7 protein-coding genes and 3 rRNA genes are annotated in these 16611 nt (G+C 61.1%); 4 read left to right on the top strand and 6 right to left on the bottom strand.

From position 1 onward, the window contains the following. The first annotated feature begins 190 nt into the window (after nucleotides 1-190). The gene (gene zwf, locus ACSUZJ_RS12000) at nucleotides 191-1657 is read left to right on the top strand and encodes a glucose-6-phosphate dehydrogenase (protein ID WP_499416376.1); all 1467 of its coding nucleotides are present in this window, start codon (nucleotides 191-193) and stop codon (nucleotides 1655-1657) included. Between the two features lie 44 nt (nucleotides 1658-1701). Here zwf and ACSUZJ_RS11995 read toward each other — a convergent pair whose 3' ends face one another. Together ACSUZJ_RS11995 and ACSUZJ_RS11990 are read right to left on the bottom strand one after the other, a co-directional pair. After that, a complete protein-coding gene (locus tag ACSUZJ_RS11995) occupies nucleotides 1702-1998 on the bottom strand; it encodes a DUF3144 domain-containing protein (protein ID WP_499416374.1) in 297 nt (98 codons plus the stop codon). Between the two features lie 220 nt (nucleotides 1999-2218). Continuing rightward, nucleotides 2219-3484, bottom strand: coding sequence for a methyl-accepting chemotaxis protein (locus tag ACSUZJ_RS11990; protein WP_499416372.1), 1266 nt, complete (start codon nucleotides 3482-3484; stop codon nucleotides 2219-2221). Between the two features lie 208 nt (nucleotides 3485-3692). On the opposite strand from ACSUZJ_RS11990, the gene ACSUZJ_RS11985 reads away from it, so the two are divergent. Both ACSUZJ_RS11985 and ACSUZJ_RS11980 read left to right on the top strand, forming a co-directional pair. Continuing rightward, nucleotides 3693-4442, top strand: coding sequence for an alpha/beta fold hydrolase (locus tag ACSUZJ_RS11985; RefSeq protein ID WP_499416522.1), 750 nt, complete (start codon nucleotides 3693-3695; stop codon nucleotides 4440-4442). A gap of 4 nt (nucleotides 4443-4446) precedes the next feature. Beyond that, nucleotides 4447-6018 (top strand): hybrid sensor histidine kinase/response regulator, encoded by a 1572-nt coding sequence (locus tag ACSUZJ_RS11980; protein ID WP_499416370.1) that lies wholly within the window; start codon nucleotides 4447-4449, stop codon nucleotides 6016-6018. 319 nt (nucleotides 6019-6337) lie between these two features. On the opposite strand, the gene ACSUZJ_RS11975 is transcribed toward ACSUZJ_RS11980, so the two are convergent. Continuing rightward, nucleotides 6338-8053 (bottom strand): hypothetical protein, encoded by a 1716-nt coding sequence (locus ACSUZJ_RS11975; RefSeq protein ID WP_499416368.1) that lies wholly within the window; start codon nucleotides 8051-8053, stop codon nucleotides 6338-6340. 183 nt (nucleotides 8054-8236) lie between these two features. On the opposite strand from ACSUZJ_RS11975, the gene ACSUZJ_RS11970 reads away from it, so the two are divergent. After that, the gene (locus tag ACSUZJ_RS11970; RefSeq protein WP_499416366.1) at nucleotides 8237-11491 is read left to right on the top strand and encodes an SIR2 family protein; all 3255 of its coding nucleotides are present in this window, start codon (nucleotides 8237-8239) and stop codon (nucleotides 11489-11491) included. A gap of 164 nt (nucleotides 11492-11655) precedes the next feature. On the opposite strand, the gene rrf is transcribed toward ACSUZJ_RS11970, so the two are convergent. The 3 genes from rrf to ACSUZJ_RS11955 form a co-directional block, all read right to left on the bottom strand. Next, a 5S ribosomal RNA gene (gene rrf, locus ACSUZJ_RS11965) occupies nucleotides 11656-11768 on the bottom strand. Nucleotides 11769-11887: 119 nt separating this feature from the next. Next, nucleotides 11888-14779, bottom strand: a 23S ribosomal RNA gene (locus ACSUZJ_RS11960). A gap of 274 nt (nucleotides 14780-15053) precedes the next feature. After that, a 16S ribosomal RNA gene (locus tag ACSUZJ_RS11955) occupies nucleotides 15054-16584 on the bottom strand. The 16S, 23S and 5S rRNA genes sit together here, the layout of an rRNA operon. Between the last annotated feature and the right edge of the window lie 27 nt (nucleotides 16585-16611).

Raw genomic sequence — 16611 nt, 5'->3', positions numbered from 1 at the left:
ACAGCATGTTTATTGAGCCACCCCAAGGCAATAGCGCTTTATATCGTAATCGACGCTGCGTCGCACCAAGGTGCTGCAAAGAAGCAGGTCCGGTAGAAGCGCCGGGCTAGTGATATCCTACGGCCTCATTGCACCATGGCCGTTGCCTGCTACACAGGGGCGGCTGCTCAACCACACGAAGAATGCCGACATGACGCCTACACCTGCTCCCGACACCGAACTCCCTCTCGACATGGTCATCTTTGGCGGCATGGGCGACCTTGCGATGCGCAAGCTGCTGCCCGCGCTCTACATGGCCTACCTGCACGGCAACCTGCCGAACGCGACGCGCATCCTCTCGACCGGACGCCAGGAGTTCGACCGTACGGCTTACCTGGCCCATGTCAGCGAACACTCGCGGCCCTTCATCGCCAGCGAGAACTTCAACGAGAACACCTGGCACGGCTTCCTGAACCTGCTCGAGTTCGTGCGTCTCGACGTGCAGGCCGCGCCCAGCTTCGGCGCCCTGGCCGAGGCCTCGCGCGCCGGCGCCCAGCGCGTGTTCTACCTGGCCACCGCCCCCTCGCTGTTCACCACCATCTGCGACAAGCTGTCCGCCGCCGGCCTGGTCGACAAGCATGCGCGCGTGGTGCTGGAAAAGCCCCTGGGCCGCGACCTGGCTTCGGCGGTGGAGATCAACGAGGCCGTCGGCCGTCACTTCGCCGAGTCGCAGATCTACCGCATCGACCACTACCTGGGCAAGGAAACGGTGCAGAACCTGACCGTGCTGCGCTTCGGGAACTCGATCCTGGAGCCGATCTGGCGCGCGCCGAACATCTCGAGCGTGCAGATCACGGTGGCCGAGGAAGTGGGCGTGGGCAGCCGCGCCGGCTTCTACGACGGCACCGGCGCAATGCGCGACATGGTGCAGAACCACCTGCTGCAACTGCTGTGCATCGTGGCGATGGAGCCGCCGACCTCGCTCTCGCCGGACGCCGTGCGCGACGAGAAGCTGAAGGTGATCCGCTCGCTGCGCCGCTTCAGCCTGGCCGACATCGCGCGCGACACCGTGCGCGGCCAGTACAGCCACGGGGTGTCCGGCGGCGAGGAAGTGAAAGGCTACCTGGAAGAAGCGAACGTGCCGCCGGAAAGCCGCACCGAGACCTTCGTTGCCCTGCGCGCCCACATCGATACCTGGCGCTGGTCGAAGGTGCCGTTCTACCTGCGCACCGGCAAGCGCATGGCGCGCCGCTCCTCGAAGATCGTGATCGAGTTCGCGAATCCCCCCTTCCCGCTGTTCCCGGAGAACCCGGGCGGCGTCACCAACCGCCTGGTGATCGAGCTGCAGCCGGAAGAAGCGATCAAACTGCAGATCATGGCCAAGCAGCCCGGCAGCGGCATGCAGATGCAGCAGGTGGCATTGAACCTCGACCTGCAGTCGGCCTTCCAGCAGCGCCGCGCCGAAGCCTACGAGCGCCTGCTGATCGACGTGGTGCGCGGGCGCCTGACCCACTTCATGCGCCGCGACGAACTGGAAGCGGCCTGGGAATGGGCCGACCCGATCATCGAAGGCTGGAAGACCCTGGGCGAGAAACCGCAGCAGTATGCGGCCGGTTCCTGGGGACCGGCGGCCTCGTTCGCGCTGCTGGCGCGCGACGGCTTTTCCTGGTTCGAGTAAGTAACAGGCCAGCACCGCTAGGCCAGCACTGCTGGCCAGCCGCCTTATTGCTGGTTCGATTGCATGAAGGTCGCGTAGTTCTCGATGAAGTTGTCGATATTCGCGACCAGCATGTCGCGGAACTGGCCCGTGAAATACTCCAGTGCGCGCTCTTTTTCGAGCGCCATGTTCTCGGCGCTGCCGGTGCCTTGCGCGAGCAGGAAGGCGTTGAAGCGGGCCGCGGCGAACAGTGCGGAGGCGCCGGCTTCGCTCGGCGAACTCGCTTCGGACTGGTCGTTGACCAGGTTGATGACGGCGTCGACGCGCTGCCAGAATTCCGGGCTGGCGGTAGTGTTACTCATGTTTTCTCTGACTTTGGAGTTGAGCGTGAAGGCGCGCGTGCACCGGCTTTGCCCCTGCACGCGCCGGCGCCTTCGCTTGGAAGTGGGCTGAGTTTCAAGCAACCCGGCGAGCCTGGCACTCTAGCACAACCGGCGCGACCAGCGGGAAGCCGGCGGCCCTGATGACCGGGCCGGCCGCGCATGCAGCCGCCAGGGCGGGACCGCGGCCGGCGCCGGTGCGTCAGTCCTCGACGGCAAGCGCCGGCGCACGGCCCGGGGAAAGGCGCGGCCCGGCGTAGCCGGCGCCGGGCGCGGCGTCGGTGCCGTCGGCCAGCCTGAAGGTGCCGACCACGGCCAGCAGTTGCTGCGCCTGGGCCTGCATCGAATCGGCCGCCGCGGCCGCTTCCTCGACCAGCGCGGCGTTCTGCTGGGTCACCTGGTCCATCTGCGACAGCGCCTGGTTGACCTGGGCAATGCCCGCGCTCTGCTCGTGGCCGGCGTGGGTGATCTCGCCCATGATGTCGGATACGCGCCTCACGCTCGCTACCACTTCCTGCATGGTCTCGCCGGCCACGTTCACCAGCTTGCTGCCGGCATCGACCTTGCCGACCGAATCGTCGATCAGGACCTTGATTTCCTTGGCCGCGGTGGCGCTGCGCTGGGCCAGGCTGCGCACCTCGGACGCCACGACTGCGAAGCCGCGGCCCTGTTCGCCGGCGCGCGCCGCTTCGACCGCCGCATTCAGGGCAAGGATGTTGGTCTGGAAGGCGATGCCGTCGATGACGCCGATGATGTCGACAATGCGCCTGGCCGAGGCATTGATCGAGTCCATGGTCGCGACCACCTCTTGCACCACTTCTCCGCCCTTGCTCGCCACCGCCGAGGCCTTGGCCGAGAGTGCGTTGGCCTGCTGGACGCTGGCGGCGTTCTGCTGCACCGTCGAGGTCAGTTCTTCCATCGACGCCGCGGTTTCCTCCAGCGAGCTGGCCTGCTCTTCGGTACGGCTCGACAGGTCGAGGTTGCCGCTGGCGATTTCGCCGGATGCGGTGGTGATGGCATCGGTGCCGTCGCGCACCTGGCGCACCAGGACAGCCAGGCCCTGCTGCATGCGCGCCATGGCGGCAAGCAGGCTGTTGCCGTTGCGGTCGTCGACCGCGATGCGTGCGGTCAGGTCGCCGGCCGCGATGGCGCCGGCAATCGCGGCGGCATACTCCGGTTCGCCGCCCAGCTGGCGCATGACGTTGCGCGTGAGCCAGAAGGCGACAGCGGCGCCGACGACGATCGCGCAGCCCGCCAGCACCAGGCTGAGCACGAGCAGGCGCTCGGTCCTGGCGACCAGTTCCGCCTTGGTCACCTCGACCTCGGCCTTCTTCGCCTTGAGCAGGTCGAGCAGTTCGGCGCGCATCTTGCGCCACTGCGGTGTTTCCTGCTCGTTCAGGAGGGCAATCGCCGCAGCCTGGTGCTGGCTGATACAGCGATACAGTTTGTCCTGATGTAATCGCGCCACAGCGCCGCCCTTCCGACCGCGCACAGAACCCGAAACAGGTGCAGGCCTGCCGGAGCCAGCAGTGCTGCAGGATCGACATATGCACGCACAATCCTGCTCAACAATTAATCATGTATAATCCGATTGTTAAATTCTCAATTGAGCATCTTTCATGTCGCGCATACAAGCACGTAACAACGTCCGTATCGCTGGCGATGGTTCCGCAACCATGGTGTTCGCCCACGGATTTGGCTGCGATCAAACCATGTGGCGCTTCCTCGCCCCGGCCTATACAGACCGTTTTCGCACGATCGCATTCGACCTGGTCGGCAGCGGCAATTCCGACCTGTCGGCCTACGACCGCGATAAATATTCCTCCTTGCACGGCTATGCCGACGACCTGCTCGAGATCCTCGACGAGTTCGCCACTGGCCCGGTCGTCTTCGTCGGCCATTCGGTCAGCACCATGATCGGCATGCTGGCCACGATCAAGGCGCCGGAGCGTTTCGTCGCCCAGGTCATGGTCGGCCCCTCGCCCTGCTATATCAACGACGGCGACTATGTCGGCGGCTTCAGCCGCGAAGACATCGACGAGCTGCTCGAGACCATGGACTCGAACTACCTCGGCTGGTCGAGCAGCCTGGCGCCGGCCATCATGGGCGTGCCCGGCCGCCCGGAGCTGCGCGAGGAGCTGACCCGCAGCTTCTGCAGCAACGATCCCACGATCGCCAAGCACTTCGCGCGCGTCACCTTCCTGTCCGACCACCGCGCGGATGTGGCGCATTCGACCGTTCCTGCCCTGATCCTGCAGTGCAGCGACGACCTCGTGGCGCCCCGCGCCGTGGGAGATTTCCTGCACCGCCACCTGCCGGTCAGCACCCTGCATGTCATCGAAAACGTCGGCCACTGCCCGCACATGAGCGCACCGACCGCAAGCTCGCGCGCGATCGACGCCTTCCTGGCGCAAACCCTGCGCTGAGGCCGTGAGCGATCCTTCGCCCGGCGGCGAGGCGCTGTTCGACGATGCCGCCTGCGCCCTGCTCCTGACTACCACCGACGGAGTGATCCTGCGGGTCAACGGCCCGGCCTGCACCTGGCTGGGCTACGAACAGGACGAACTCGTCGGCAAGCGGCGCATGCAGGATTTGCTGCCCGTGGGCGCCCGCCTCTTCTATCACACGCATTGCCAGCCCCTGCTGCAGGTACAAGGCTCGGTGGCGGAGATCCAGGTCGACCTGCGCAACCGGGACCAGGTGCGCCTGCCCATGTTGATCAACATCGTGCGCCGCGAGCACGCGGGCCGTACCGTCTACCACTGGGCCCTGTTCAAGGCATCCGAGCGCCGCGCCTACGAGCGTGAACTGCTGGCGGCGCGCCAGGCGGCGGAAAGCGCCCTGGAGGCGCGGCGCAGCGCCGAAGCCGAGCTGACCCGCCTCAATGCCCAGCTGTCGGCGGCCGACCGGCGCAAGGACGAGTTCCTGGCTACCCTGTCGCACGAGCTGCGCAATCCGCTGGCGCCGATGCGCAGCGCGCTCGACGTGTTCACGCTGCGCTTCGGCCAGACCACGGACGGACGCCTGCTGCAGGTATTCGACCGCCAGTTGCGCCACCTGACGCGCCTGGTCGACGACCTGATGGAAATGTCGCGGATCACCCAGGGCCGCATGCAGCTACGGCGCGAGCCGGTGGAGTTGTCGGCGCTGGTGCGCAGCGCGGCGCAGGACCTGGCGGCGACGATGCAGTCGGCCGGCCACACCCTGCGCCTGTTCGTGGCCGATGGTCCGGTCATGGTGGACGGCGACGCCACCCGCCTGGCCCAGGTCGTCCTCAACCTGCTGACGAATGCCGCCAAGTACACGCCCGACGGCGGGCTGATCGAACTGCACCTGCACTGCGAGCCGGCGCTTGCCGAGATCCGGGTACGCGACAACGGCATCGGGCTTCCGGCCTCGGCGCTCGCCACCGTCTTCGACATGTTCTCCCAGCTCGAACCGGCGCTGGAACGCTCCAGGGGCGGGCTGGGCATCGGGCTGGCCCTGGTGCGCGGCATCGTCGAACTGCATGGCGGGAGCATCGCAGCCGAAAGCGCTGGGCCCGGCCAGGGCAGCACCTTCATCGTGCGCCTGCCGCTGGCCGCCGGCGCGGACTGCCCGTCAGCGCCGGCTTCGCCCGAGACCGTGCAGGCCCAGGCGAGGGTCGTGGTGGTGGACGACAACCAGGACGCGGCCGAGACGCTGGCCATGGCGCTCGAGGCCTCCGGCTGCGAAGTCGCGGTCGCGCATTCGGCCGCCCATGCGCTCGAACTGGTGCCGGCCACGCGTCCGACGGTGGCCCTGCTCGATATCGGCCTGCCGGACATGAACGGCTACGAACTGGCGCGGCGCCTGCGCCAGCTGCCGGAGGGCCCTTCCATGAAACTGATCGCCACCACCGGCTGGGGGCAGCAGAAGGACCGCGAACGCGCCTTCGAAGCCGGGTTCGATCATCACCTGACCAAGCCGATCGACCTCGAGCTGCTCAGGCGCCTCCTGCGCGAGCCCAAGGACAAGCCCTAGCGTTCCGGCCGGTTCGTTCGCCTCCGCCTTCCTGCGTCCCGAAGAGGCATCTGCACGATTCGGGTGTGCTCTCTTCTCTCCTCCGCCGGGTCAGGCGTGCCGCCACTTCTCGTTCAGGTTTGGCTGCGTGGCGGACGCCCTGGCCCCCCGCCCTGGAGGCCTGGTGGCGTGTTGTGATTCTGGCCGCAGTCCGCGGCGTCGAGTTGTTTTTCCGATCTTGTTTTTATATGTTGGTTAGTTACATTTCTAGATGATCAGCACGGTCGGGCAGGTTCGGCCGGCAAGGCACGACTTCATGGAGCAAGCCGATGGCGCAGGGTCAATACCCGACCAGCCTGAGCAGCGCATCGGTCACCCCTTCGAGTCCGCGACGCACCCGGCCCGGCCTGCCGGCGCCGGGTGTCTCATCGTAGAGGTAGATGCCGGCGCCGCCAAAGCGGTCGTACAGCAGGGGCGCCTGTCCGCGCAGGTAAGGCAGGAAGGGCTCGCTGCGTACGGCCGAATAGGCCACCCCGGTGGAGAAGCCGAGCGTCGCAGTCTGCCTGAGCGCCTGTGTCGCCCGCGCTTCCTGCGCCCGCACCCCGCGCCTGCCCTGCACCGCAAGCGTGAGCGGCCCGCGCAGCACGAAGAAGCGTAACTGCAGGGTCAGCCAGGCGTGCAGGGAAGCCAGGCGCCAATGCCAGCCGATGTCGATGGCTCCGCCATGGCTCGCGACCACGCCGACCAATGCGCGCGGCTGGATCGCCAGGGCCTGGCCGGCCGGGATGCGCAGCAGCGCGATCTCGCTCAGCCCGTCGTCGCTGGCCGACAGCACGACCTCTTCTCCGGCGTTGCGGGTCCGGACGCAGGTGAGCATCGCCATGCCCGCGCTCAGGCTGGCCCACGACCTGTCCCTGATCAGCCAGCGCGTGCTGCGGGCGGCGCCGACAGGAGCGCTTTGCAGGTAGCTCGGGAGCACCAGCAGCTCTTCTCCCGGCGCGAGCCGCAGGGTCTGCGAGACGGCGGACGGCGACAGGAGCGCCACTGCAGGCGGCGCCTGCCCGCCCTGCCCGGCTTGCAGACCCAGCTGCGCCCGGTCCAGGCGCACGGGAGCGCCGCGCGTTGCAAGGGGCGCCAGCACGAAATAGAAGAAGGCCCGGATCACGGCGCGTCCGGCAATGGCGGCAACGAGAATGCCCACGGCGAGGGGCAAGACCTGGCGCAGCGGCGCGGCCAGCCGCGACAGCACGTCGCTTGAAACGGCCGCACGCGCCTCGGCGACCTGTACCGCCAGTGGGCGCAGGGCCAGGTCCAGCGCGTGCCCGTCGGGCGCGAATTCACCCAGGTCCGACACCGTCTGCATGCGGCGCAGGGCCAGCGCCTGGGCGCGGTAGGCAGCCGCCGCCCTGTTGTTCTCCGCCGTCAGGCTGCGCACTTCGGCGGCCAGCCTGTCCAGCTTCGGGCTCCTGGCCCAGGGGTATTGCATGCGCCGGGCATCGACCCAGCCGAGCCGGTCGACCTCCTGGCGCTTCTGCAGCAGCCTGGCGTAGACGGCGCGGTGCCGCTCCAGCAGCCGGCCCAGCTCATCCAGCGCAGCCTGCCGGCTTTGGACGGCAAAGAGATGGGCGCGCACTTGCTGGAGGTAGCCCAGTTCCTGCGTCAGGAGGGCGCGCGCGAGCCTGGCCTGGTAGCGCGAAGCCAGCTGCGCAGCATACTGTTCGGGGCCCGCGTCCAGCAGGAAAGCCAGTTCGCCGGCTTCCTCCCGCCTGGTTTCCGCCAATTCCCTGGTGACGGTGCGGATCCGGTCGTCGACCGCGGTCAGCGGCAGCCACCTGGCCTCCCCAAGTCGCATCCTCAGCCTGGCTACCTGTTCCTGCCGATAAGCATCCACCTGGATCTGGACGCCGGCCATCAGCGCGAGACGGTCACGCGAGGACAGCGCGCCCTTGATGCCATCGACAAGGTAACTGCCCGCCAGGAGCACGAGTGCGATCGCCAGGACCGACAGCAGGTAATACAAGGCGGCGCGAATGATGGGCTTGAGGGCGGAATGCAAGGGCGAACTGTACGAATGGACGACGCTGTATTCTACGCGAGGGCGGGAGCACGGACACATCAGCGAAACTTACTCCCTAGCACGGTCGCGTCATAAAACGTTTGATTCATCTCAAGTATCGACCCGGCCGGGCTCCTAGGCTGAGCAAGGAGTCGATATTTGGTTTTGTGGAGGAGAACCCGTATGCCCGCCGATCCTGATATCGACCCCGTTCTTGTTGAGCGCTTCGCCAGTGGCAACGGCACGATTTTCGTCGGCGCCGGAATTTCCTCAGGCTCAGGCATGCCCCTCTGGAGCGAGCTGATAGATCCACTTCGACGACAGTTGGGCAAGGGCATTGATCCATGCATGTCGTATCTGGAGGTCGCGGATCTCTACGAAACGCTCTACGGGCGATCGGAACTGGAGAATCATTTGCGCAAGATGCTTGGTGATGTCCGGTTCCAGCTCACCCGGGTGCACGAACTGATCGTGTGTCTCCCGGTGCAGCGGATCTACACGACAAATTTCGACGACCTCCTGGAACAGGCCTCTCACCGGCAAGGGATGAACCGGACAGTCATCGCGAACGCCTCGCAAGTCGGCTTGTCCGACAACTCGAAGCTGTCGATCGTCAAGTTACATGGCGATCTCAACGACTCTTCCTCCCTCGTCTTTACGGCGGGCGACTATTACAGCTACTTCACCAGGAATCCGGCCGTGGCCGACCTGCTGAAAGTGGAGCTCCAGACCCGTACCGTCCTGTTCCTGGGCTATAGCTTCAGCGATATCGATCTCGGCATGATCCTCGGAAAGGTAGCATCCCAATCCGGTGCAACACGCCCTCTGCTGTTCTCGCTGCAGTTGAGGCCATCGAAGCTTGCGGTTGCGGCCCTCAAGCGGCGAGGTGTCAAGGCGATCGAGATCGATGCGGAGCCCGGGAAACCCGGGGCCAGCGAAAAGATAGAAGAGTGGCTGCGCCATTTCGCGCTCGCGCTTCACAACTATGAGCGGCGCAAGTATTTCGTACGGGAAAGAAAATTCATTGTTGGCGACAATTTCGAGATTCCCCGACATAAGGGTTCGCTGGTGAGAATTGAAGCCTTGCAGCGGATCGAGGACGGTCTGCGTTCCGAGTTCCCGGTGGTGATCGTGAAGGGAGAACCAGGCATCGGAAAGACCGCCATCGTGGCTGCGGCAGCTGCGAACGCGATTCGCAGCCGCAGCGATATGCTTGCGTGCGAGGGATTTGCCTGCGCGGTGTGGATCCGGGCAGATCCAGGCAATGGTACAGGCAAGGATCCTTGCAGACATACGCTCGACCGCATCCTGCGGGCGATCTCCAGCTCGATACAGACCGCCTCGATGATACCTGGCGCGCAGCGGCCCAGTGAGGTCAGCAATGCGGCGGCGCGCGAGTTCATCAAAATGCAGGAGGTGACGCGGCTTCTGCAGCACGAAAGAGTCCTGGTCGTGATAGAAGACCTCGAGCGTACCGATTCCGAACTCGGCAGGATCGCAAAGTGGTTGGAAAACCTGCGTATCTTTTCTCACCCGAAAAGCAAGATTGTGATCACATCGCACAGTCTCATCCTCGACGACTTCGTGGTGCAACTGGAAGAGCTGAAGCCGCCGGAGGCAAAGCATGTCGCGTTCGAGCAGGCAAACGCGGTCAAACTCAAGGTGCTTCACAACCGCCTGGCGACGAAAGCGGTCGACATTCTTGCACGTTTCGGCTTTGGAAACCCCCAGGCGATCAAGCTCGGCCTGGGCTTGATCAGTCTGAGGTTCGATGCATGCAGCAGGGAGCGTCCGGACGAACCTGACGAAGCGCAGCCGTCAGCCTCGGCGGACCACTCCACGGGAGCCCCGCCCCGTAGCGCCAAGGCCTTCCGTTCACATGTCCGCGCCTGTATGCGCCAGTCGATCGAAGATCTGTGCGCAGCCCTGGAACCGCTCCGTGGGGATCCGTGCAGGAACATCGACCAGGTGTTCGCCACGCTTGTGAATGTCACCGTCGACTTCCTGGCGTCCTCGCAGGCGTACACCGGCACGCTGCCCATTCTGACCGCCATGCTGGCTTTCCCCGAGTCCGAGCCAGCTCCCTCACGCCTGCTCCACCTTGCGGCAGGGGGAGAAGGCATGCCCGGTTCACGCTTTGCCGAAGCCGCCGGAATCCTGGTCAAGGCCGGACTGCTGGAGCGCGACGGGGCCGACGCTTCCTACACCCTGCACCGGCTCACAAGGGAAGCACTGCGCCTGCGCCTGAAGGATGGGCCAGGCGGTGCCAAAGAGCGACTGGCGAATCGCCTGCTCGAGTTCCTCAAGGACGAGAACGTCATACGACGGACGAAAGCGGTGATCGACGGGAAGGAAGTCATCATTCCCGAGTACTGGAACGCGCTGGTCAGAGACGAGATGTCGCAGGTCGACCCGTACTGGCGCATCATCAAGCATGTGGTGCGCGAGGTCGGCGGCGATCGCCGTATCGTCGATTTCGCCATGGTCCTGACCCACTATATGGATAGCCGCTTTCTCAATGATGAGCGCAAGGCGATGCTGGTGGCCGCGATCGGTATGCTCGACCAGAAAGCCAACAACAAGCGTCTGCCTGATGACGAGCAAAAGCAGGCCGCCTCGACTGCAGCGCTATTAAGGATCGATGCACTGGCCTGGACTCAAACGGAAGAGATGATGCTGGACGAGGCGATTGCTGCGATTGACGAGGGCGAGAAAGCGCTGGCCCGACAGGATGATCCTGATTTACGCGCCCTGGCGCATTGTTGGCGCGCCCGTATCGAGTGCGCGCGTGAAAAGTGGGACGAAGCCGAGGCATGCCTGGAAAAGCTGCACTCACCTGCTCCGCTATCGCCATGGATCCGTATGCGAACCGAAATGATGCAAGGCGACTATTTTCATATGCGAGGGCAACCGAAGCGGGCGCTTGAACACTACCGCAAGGCCGAGGCTTTCGCGGAAGACTACGGCGGCGAGGGAAACGGATACCAGACAAGCCCGCGGATCGGGATTGCATTGATGGCGACCGCCTCGCTTCTGGATAAGGAAGAAGACGATCTGAACAAAAAGGCCGCCGAAGAAAACGGACCGCGAAAGTCACAGCCAGGGAACACCGGGGACGCAAAGCCGAGCCGGGAGGAACTGGAAAAGACAGGCAGGAGACCGGGCACGCTTGCGGATGAGCGAAGGAGGTGTCTGGAAGAAGCAGAACTGCGTTTCCAACGCCTGGTGGAAAACGAAGGCGTCTCGATCGGGCAGTTATATGGGCGTTATGGCCGGGCATTGATCGCCGCAAGAAAGAAGTCGACCCGGGAAGCGATGCGCGAATTGCAGCTGATCTGGCAAGAGCTTTACCACCGCGGAGGACCGGGCAGCCAACTGCTGAAACTGACGGAAAAGCTGTACACGGAGATCAAGGACGGCAGGACCGGCGCAGCTTGAGCACATGCGGCGAAGACCGCGCCGTGGGCTGGCGCAGGCTTGCATACATGAAGGTCAGATGAAGATCATTTCTGGAAGCCTCGAGGACCCGTAGCGAAAGTCCAAAAGCAAAAAACCCCGCAGCGATCACTCTGCGGGGTTTTTTGCTTACTGCTAATTAACTAGCCTGACGATAACCTACTTTCACACTGGTTGCAGCACTATCATCGGCGCAAAGTCGTTTCACGGTCCTGTTCGGGATGGGAAGGGGTGGGACCGACTTGCTATGGTCATCAGGCATGACTTGTACGAGTTTCGCTCACCCATGCGAGCGCCACTCTGAATCTGGAAGAAGTATTGGGTAGCAACTGTATCAACAAACAGCGCTGTATCCTGACCTGTACCTGCTAAGGTTATAGGGACAAGCCGTACGGGCAATTAGTACTGGTTAGCTTAATGCATTACTGCACTTCCACACCCAGCCTATCAACGTCCTGGTCTCGAACGACCCTTCAAGGAGCTCAAGGCTCCGGGAAATCTCATCTCAAGGCAAGTTTCCCGCTTAGATGCTTTCAGCGGTTATCTCTTCCGAACTTAGCTACCCGGCAATGCCACTGGCGTGACAACCGGTACACCAGAGGTTCGTCCACTCCGGTCCTCTCGTACTAGGAGCAGCCCCCTTCAAATTTCCAACGCCCACGGCAGATAGGGACCAAACTGTCTCACGACGTTTTAAACCCAGCTCACGTACCACTTTAAATGGCGAACAGCCATACCCTTGGGACCGGCTACAGCCCCAGGATGTGATGAGCCGACATCGAGGTGCCAAACTCCCCCGTCGATATGAACTCTTGGGAGGAATCAGCCTGTTATCCCCAGAGTACCTTTTATCCGTTGAGCGATGGCCCTTCCATACAGAACCACCGGATCACTATGTCCTACTTTCGTACCTGCTCGACTTGTCGGTCTCGCAGTTAAGCACGCTTATGCCATTGCACTATTAGCACGATGTCCGACCGTACCTAGCGTACCTTCGAACTCCTCCGTTACACTTTAGGAGGAGACCGCCCCAGTCAAACTGCCTACCATGCACTGTCCCCGATCCGGATAACGGACCAAGGTTAGAACCTCAAACAAACCAGGGTGGTATTTCAAGGATGGCTCCACGGGAACTGGCGTCCCCGCTTCAAAGCCTCCCACCTATCCTACACAGATTGGTTCAAAGTCCAATGCAAAGCTACAGTAAAGGTTCATGGGGTCTTTCCGTCTAGCCGCGGGTAGATTGCATCATCACAAACATTTCAACTTCGCTGAGTCTCGGGAGGAGACAGTGTGGCCATCGTTACGCCATTCGTGCAGGTCGGAACTTACCCGACAAGGAATTTCGCTACCTTAGGACCGTTATAGTTACGGCCGCCGTTTACTGGGACTTCAATCAAGAGCTTGCACCCCATCATTTAATCTTCCAGCACCGGGCAGGCGTCACACCCTATACGTCCACTTTCGTGTTTGCAGAGTGCTGTGTTTTTATTAAACAGTCGCAGCCACCAGTTTATTGCAACCCTTTCGCCCTCACACAGTAAAGTGATCAAGCTACCGGGGCGTACCTTTTCCCGAAGTTACGGTACCAATTTGCCGAGTTCCTTCTCCCGAGTTCTCTCAAGCGCCTTAGAATACTCATCTCGCCCACCTGTGTCGGTTTGCGGTACGGTCTCGTATGACTGAAGCTTAGAGGCTTTTCTTGGAACCACTTCCGATTGCTTCGTGGCGCATGGCCACCCGTCTCGACCCCTTGAATTCCGCGCCCGGATTTGCCTAAGCGCCTTCTATGAGTCAAGAACCAGCTATTCCAACAGCTGGACAACCTTCCGCGATCCGTCCCCCCATCGCATCATACGACGGTGCAGGAATATTAACCTGCTTCCCATCAGCTACGCATCTCTGCCTCGCCTTAGGGGCCGACTCACCCTGCTCCGATGAACGTTGAACAGGAAACCTTGGGCTTACGGCGTGCGGGCTTTTCACCCGCATTATCGCTACTCATGTCAGCATTCGCACTTCTGATACCTCCAGCATCCTTTACAAGACACCTTCGCAGGCTTACAGAACGCTCTCCTACCATATAGATCAAGTGATAAATCACGAGAAATATATCCGCAGCTTCGGTGACTGGCTTAGCCCCGTTACATCTTCCGCGCAGGACGACTCGATCAGTGAGCTATTACGCTTTCTTTAAATGGTGGCTGCTTCTAAGCCAACATCCTGACTGTTTTAGCCTTCCCACTTCGTTTTCCACTTAGCCAATCTTTGGGACCTTAGCTGGCGGTCTGGGTTGTTTCCCTCTTGACGCCGGACGTTAGCACCCGACGTCTGTCTCCCAAGCTCGCACTCATCGGTATTCGGAGTTTGCAATGGTTTGGTAAGTCGCAATGACCCCCTAGCCATAACAGTGCTCTACCCCCGATGGTGATACTTGAGGCACTACCTAAATAGTTTTCGGAGAGAACCAGCTATTTCCAGGTTTGTTTAGCCTTTCACCCCTACCCACAGCTCATCCCCTAATTTTTCAACATTAGTGGGTTCGGACCTCCAGGGCGTGTTACCGCACCTTCATCCTGGCCATGGGTAGATCACCTGGTTTCGGGTCTACACCCAGCGACTGTCGCCCTGTTCGGACTCGATTTCTCTACGGCTCCCCTATTCGGTTAACCTCGCCACTGAATGTAAGTCGCTGACCCATTATACAAAAGGTACGCCGTCACGGATCAAGTCCGCTCCGACTGTTTGTATGCACACGGTTTCAGGATCTATTTCACTCCCCTCCCGGGGTTCTTTTCGCCTTTCCCTCACGGTACTGGTTCACTATCGGTCGATTACGAGTATTTAGCCTTGGAGGATGGTCCCCCCATGTTCAGACAGGATTTCTCGTGTCCCGCCCTACTTGTCGTACGCTTAGTACCACCGTCCGGATTTCGTGTACGGGGCTATCACCCGCTATGGCCAGAGTTTCCAATCTGTTCCACTATCCGATCGACTATCACGTACAGGCTCTTCCCATTTCGCTCGCCACTACTTTGGGAATCTCGGTTGATTTCTTTTCCTGCAGCTACTTAGATGTTTCAGTTCGCCGCGTTCGCTTTGCATGCCTATGTATTCAGCATGCAATGACCCAAAGGGCCGGGTTTCCCCATTCGGAAATCTGCGGATCAAAGTGTGTTTGCTCACTCCCCGCAGCTTATCGCAAGCTACTACGTCCTTCATCGCCTGTAATCGCCAAGGCATCCACCATGTGCACTTATTCGCTTGTCCCTATAACGTTAGCCCCTGCTGACAACAGGGAACGCTACAGGATCAAGAGTACAGCGTTATTGCATGTTTGTTGATACTTTGATTACTACCCTAAGTGTGCTCACTCATCATTCCTGATTCGCTTACACGCTTAAAAAAACTTTACTTCTTCCAGATTGTTAAAGAACGCAAACTACACTTAGCTCAAGCTTTCGCTTCAGCTAAATATAGTTCTGATCAACAGTCGATAAGCGTAGGCGCTTGATGCCGAGCGTTAGCTCCGGTGCTACTCTAGAAAGGAGGTGATCCAGCCGCACCTTCCGATACGGCTACCTTGTTACGACTTCACCCCAGTCACGAATCCTACCGTGGTAAGCGCCCTCCTTGCGGTTAAGCTACCTACTTCTGGTAAAACCCGCTCCCATGGTGTGACGGGCGGTGTGTACAAGACCCGGGAACGTATTCACCGCGGCATGCTGATCCGCGATTACTAGCGATTCCAACTTCACGCAGTCGAGTTGCAGACTGCGATCCGGACTACGATACACTTTCTGGGATTAGCTCCCCCTCGCGGGTTGGCGGCCCTCTGTATGTACCATTGTATGACGTGTGAAGCCCTACCCATAAGGGCCATGAGGACTTGACGTCATCCCCACCTTCCTCCGGTTTGTCACCGGCAGTCTCATTAGAGTGCTCTTGCGTAGCAACTAATGACAAGGGTTGCGCTCGTTGCGGGACTTAACCCAACATCTCACGACACGAGCTGACGACAGCCATGCAGCACCTGTGTTCAGGTTCCCTTTCGGGCACTCCCCGATCTCTCGAGGATTCCTGACATGTCAAGGGTAGGTAAGGTTTTTCGCGTTGCATCGAATTAATCCACATCATCCACCGCTTGTGCGGGTCCCCGTCAATTCCTTTGAGTTTTAATCTTGCGACCGTACTCCCCAGGCGGTCTACTTCACGCGTTAGCTGCGTTACCAAGTTAATTAAAACCCGACAACTAGTAGACATCGTTTAGGGCGTGGACTACCAGGGTATCTAATCCTGTTTGCTCCCCACGCTTTCGTGCATGAGCGTCAGTCTTGACCCAGGGGGCTGCCTTCGCCATCGGTGTTCCTCCACATCTCTACGCATTTCACTGCTACACGTGGAATTCTACCCCCCTCTGCCAGACTCCAGCCTTGCAGTCTCCAACGCAATTCCCAGGTTGAGCCCGGGGATTTCACGTCAGACTTACAAAACCGCCTGCGCACGCTTTACGCCCAGTAATTCCGATTAACGCTTGCACCCTACGTATTACCGCGGCTGCTGGCACGTAGTTAGCCGGTGCTTATTCTTCAGGTACCGTCATTAGCAAGAGATATTAGCTCCTACCGTTTCTTCCCTGACAAAAGAGCTTTACAACCCGAAGGCCTTCTTCACTCACGCGGCATTGCTGGATCAGGCTTGCGCCCATTGTCCAAAATTCCCCACTGCTGCCTCCCGTAGGAGTCTGGACCGTGTCTCAGTTCCAGTGTGGCTGGTCGTCCTCTCAGACCAGCTACTGATCGTCGCCTTGGTGAGCCTTTACCTCACCAACTAGCTAATCAGACATCGGCCGCTCCAAAAGCATGAGGTCTTGCGATCCCCCACTTTCTTCCGTAGAACGTATGCGGTATTAGCGTAACTTTCGCTACGTTATCCCCCACTTCTGGGTACGTTCCGATGTATTACTCACCCGTTCGCCACTCGCCACCAGGCCGAAGCCCGTGCTGCCGTTCGACTTGCATGTGTAAAGCATGCCGCCAGCGTTCAATCTGAGCCAGGATCAAACTCTTCAGTTCAATCTCTGTTTGTTGACTCTTTCGAGT

It is taken from the genome of Telluria sp. B2, from assembly GCF_051789535.1.
GTDB lineage: Bacteria > Pseudomonadota > Gammaproteobacteria > Burkholderiales > Burkholderiaceae_D > Telluria.
The sequence above is the reverse complement of the archived record's forward strand: the minus strand, read 5'-3'. Positions and strand labels throughout refer to the sequence as shown.

Coding starts and splice junctions, on each gene's coding strand:
- zwf (WP_499416376.1), top strand. CDS start 191: ATGACGCCTACACCTGCTCCCGACACCGAACTCCCTCTCGACATGGTC.
- ACSUZJ_RS11995 (WP_499416374.1), bottom strand. CDS start 1,998: ATGAGTAACACTACCGCCAGCCCGGAATTCTGGCAGCGCGTCGACGCC.
- ACSUZJ_RS11985 (WP_499416522.1), top strand. CDS start 3,693: ATGGTGTTCGCCCACGGATTTGGCTGCGATCAAACCATGTGGCGCTTC.
- ACSUZJ_RS11970 (WP_499416366.1), top strand. CDS start 8,237: ATGCCCGCCGATCCTGATATCGACCCCGTTCTTGTTGAGCGCTTCGCC.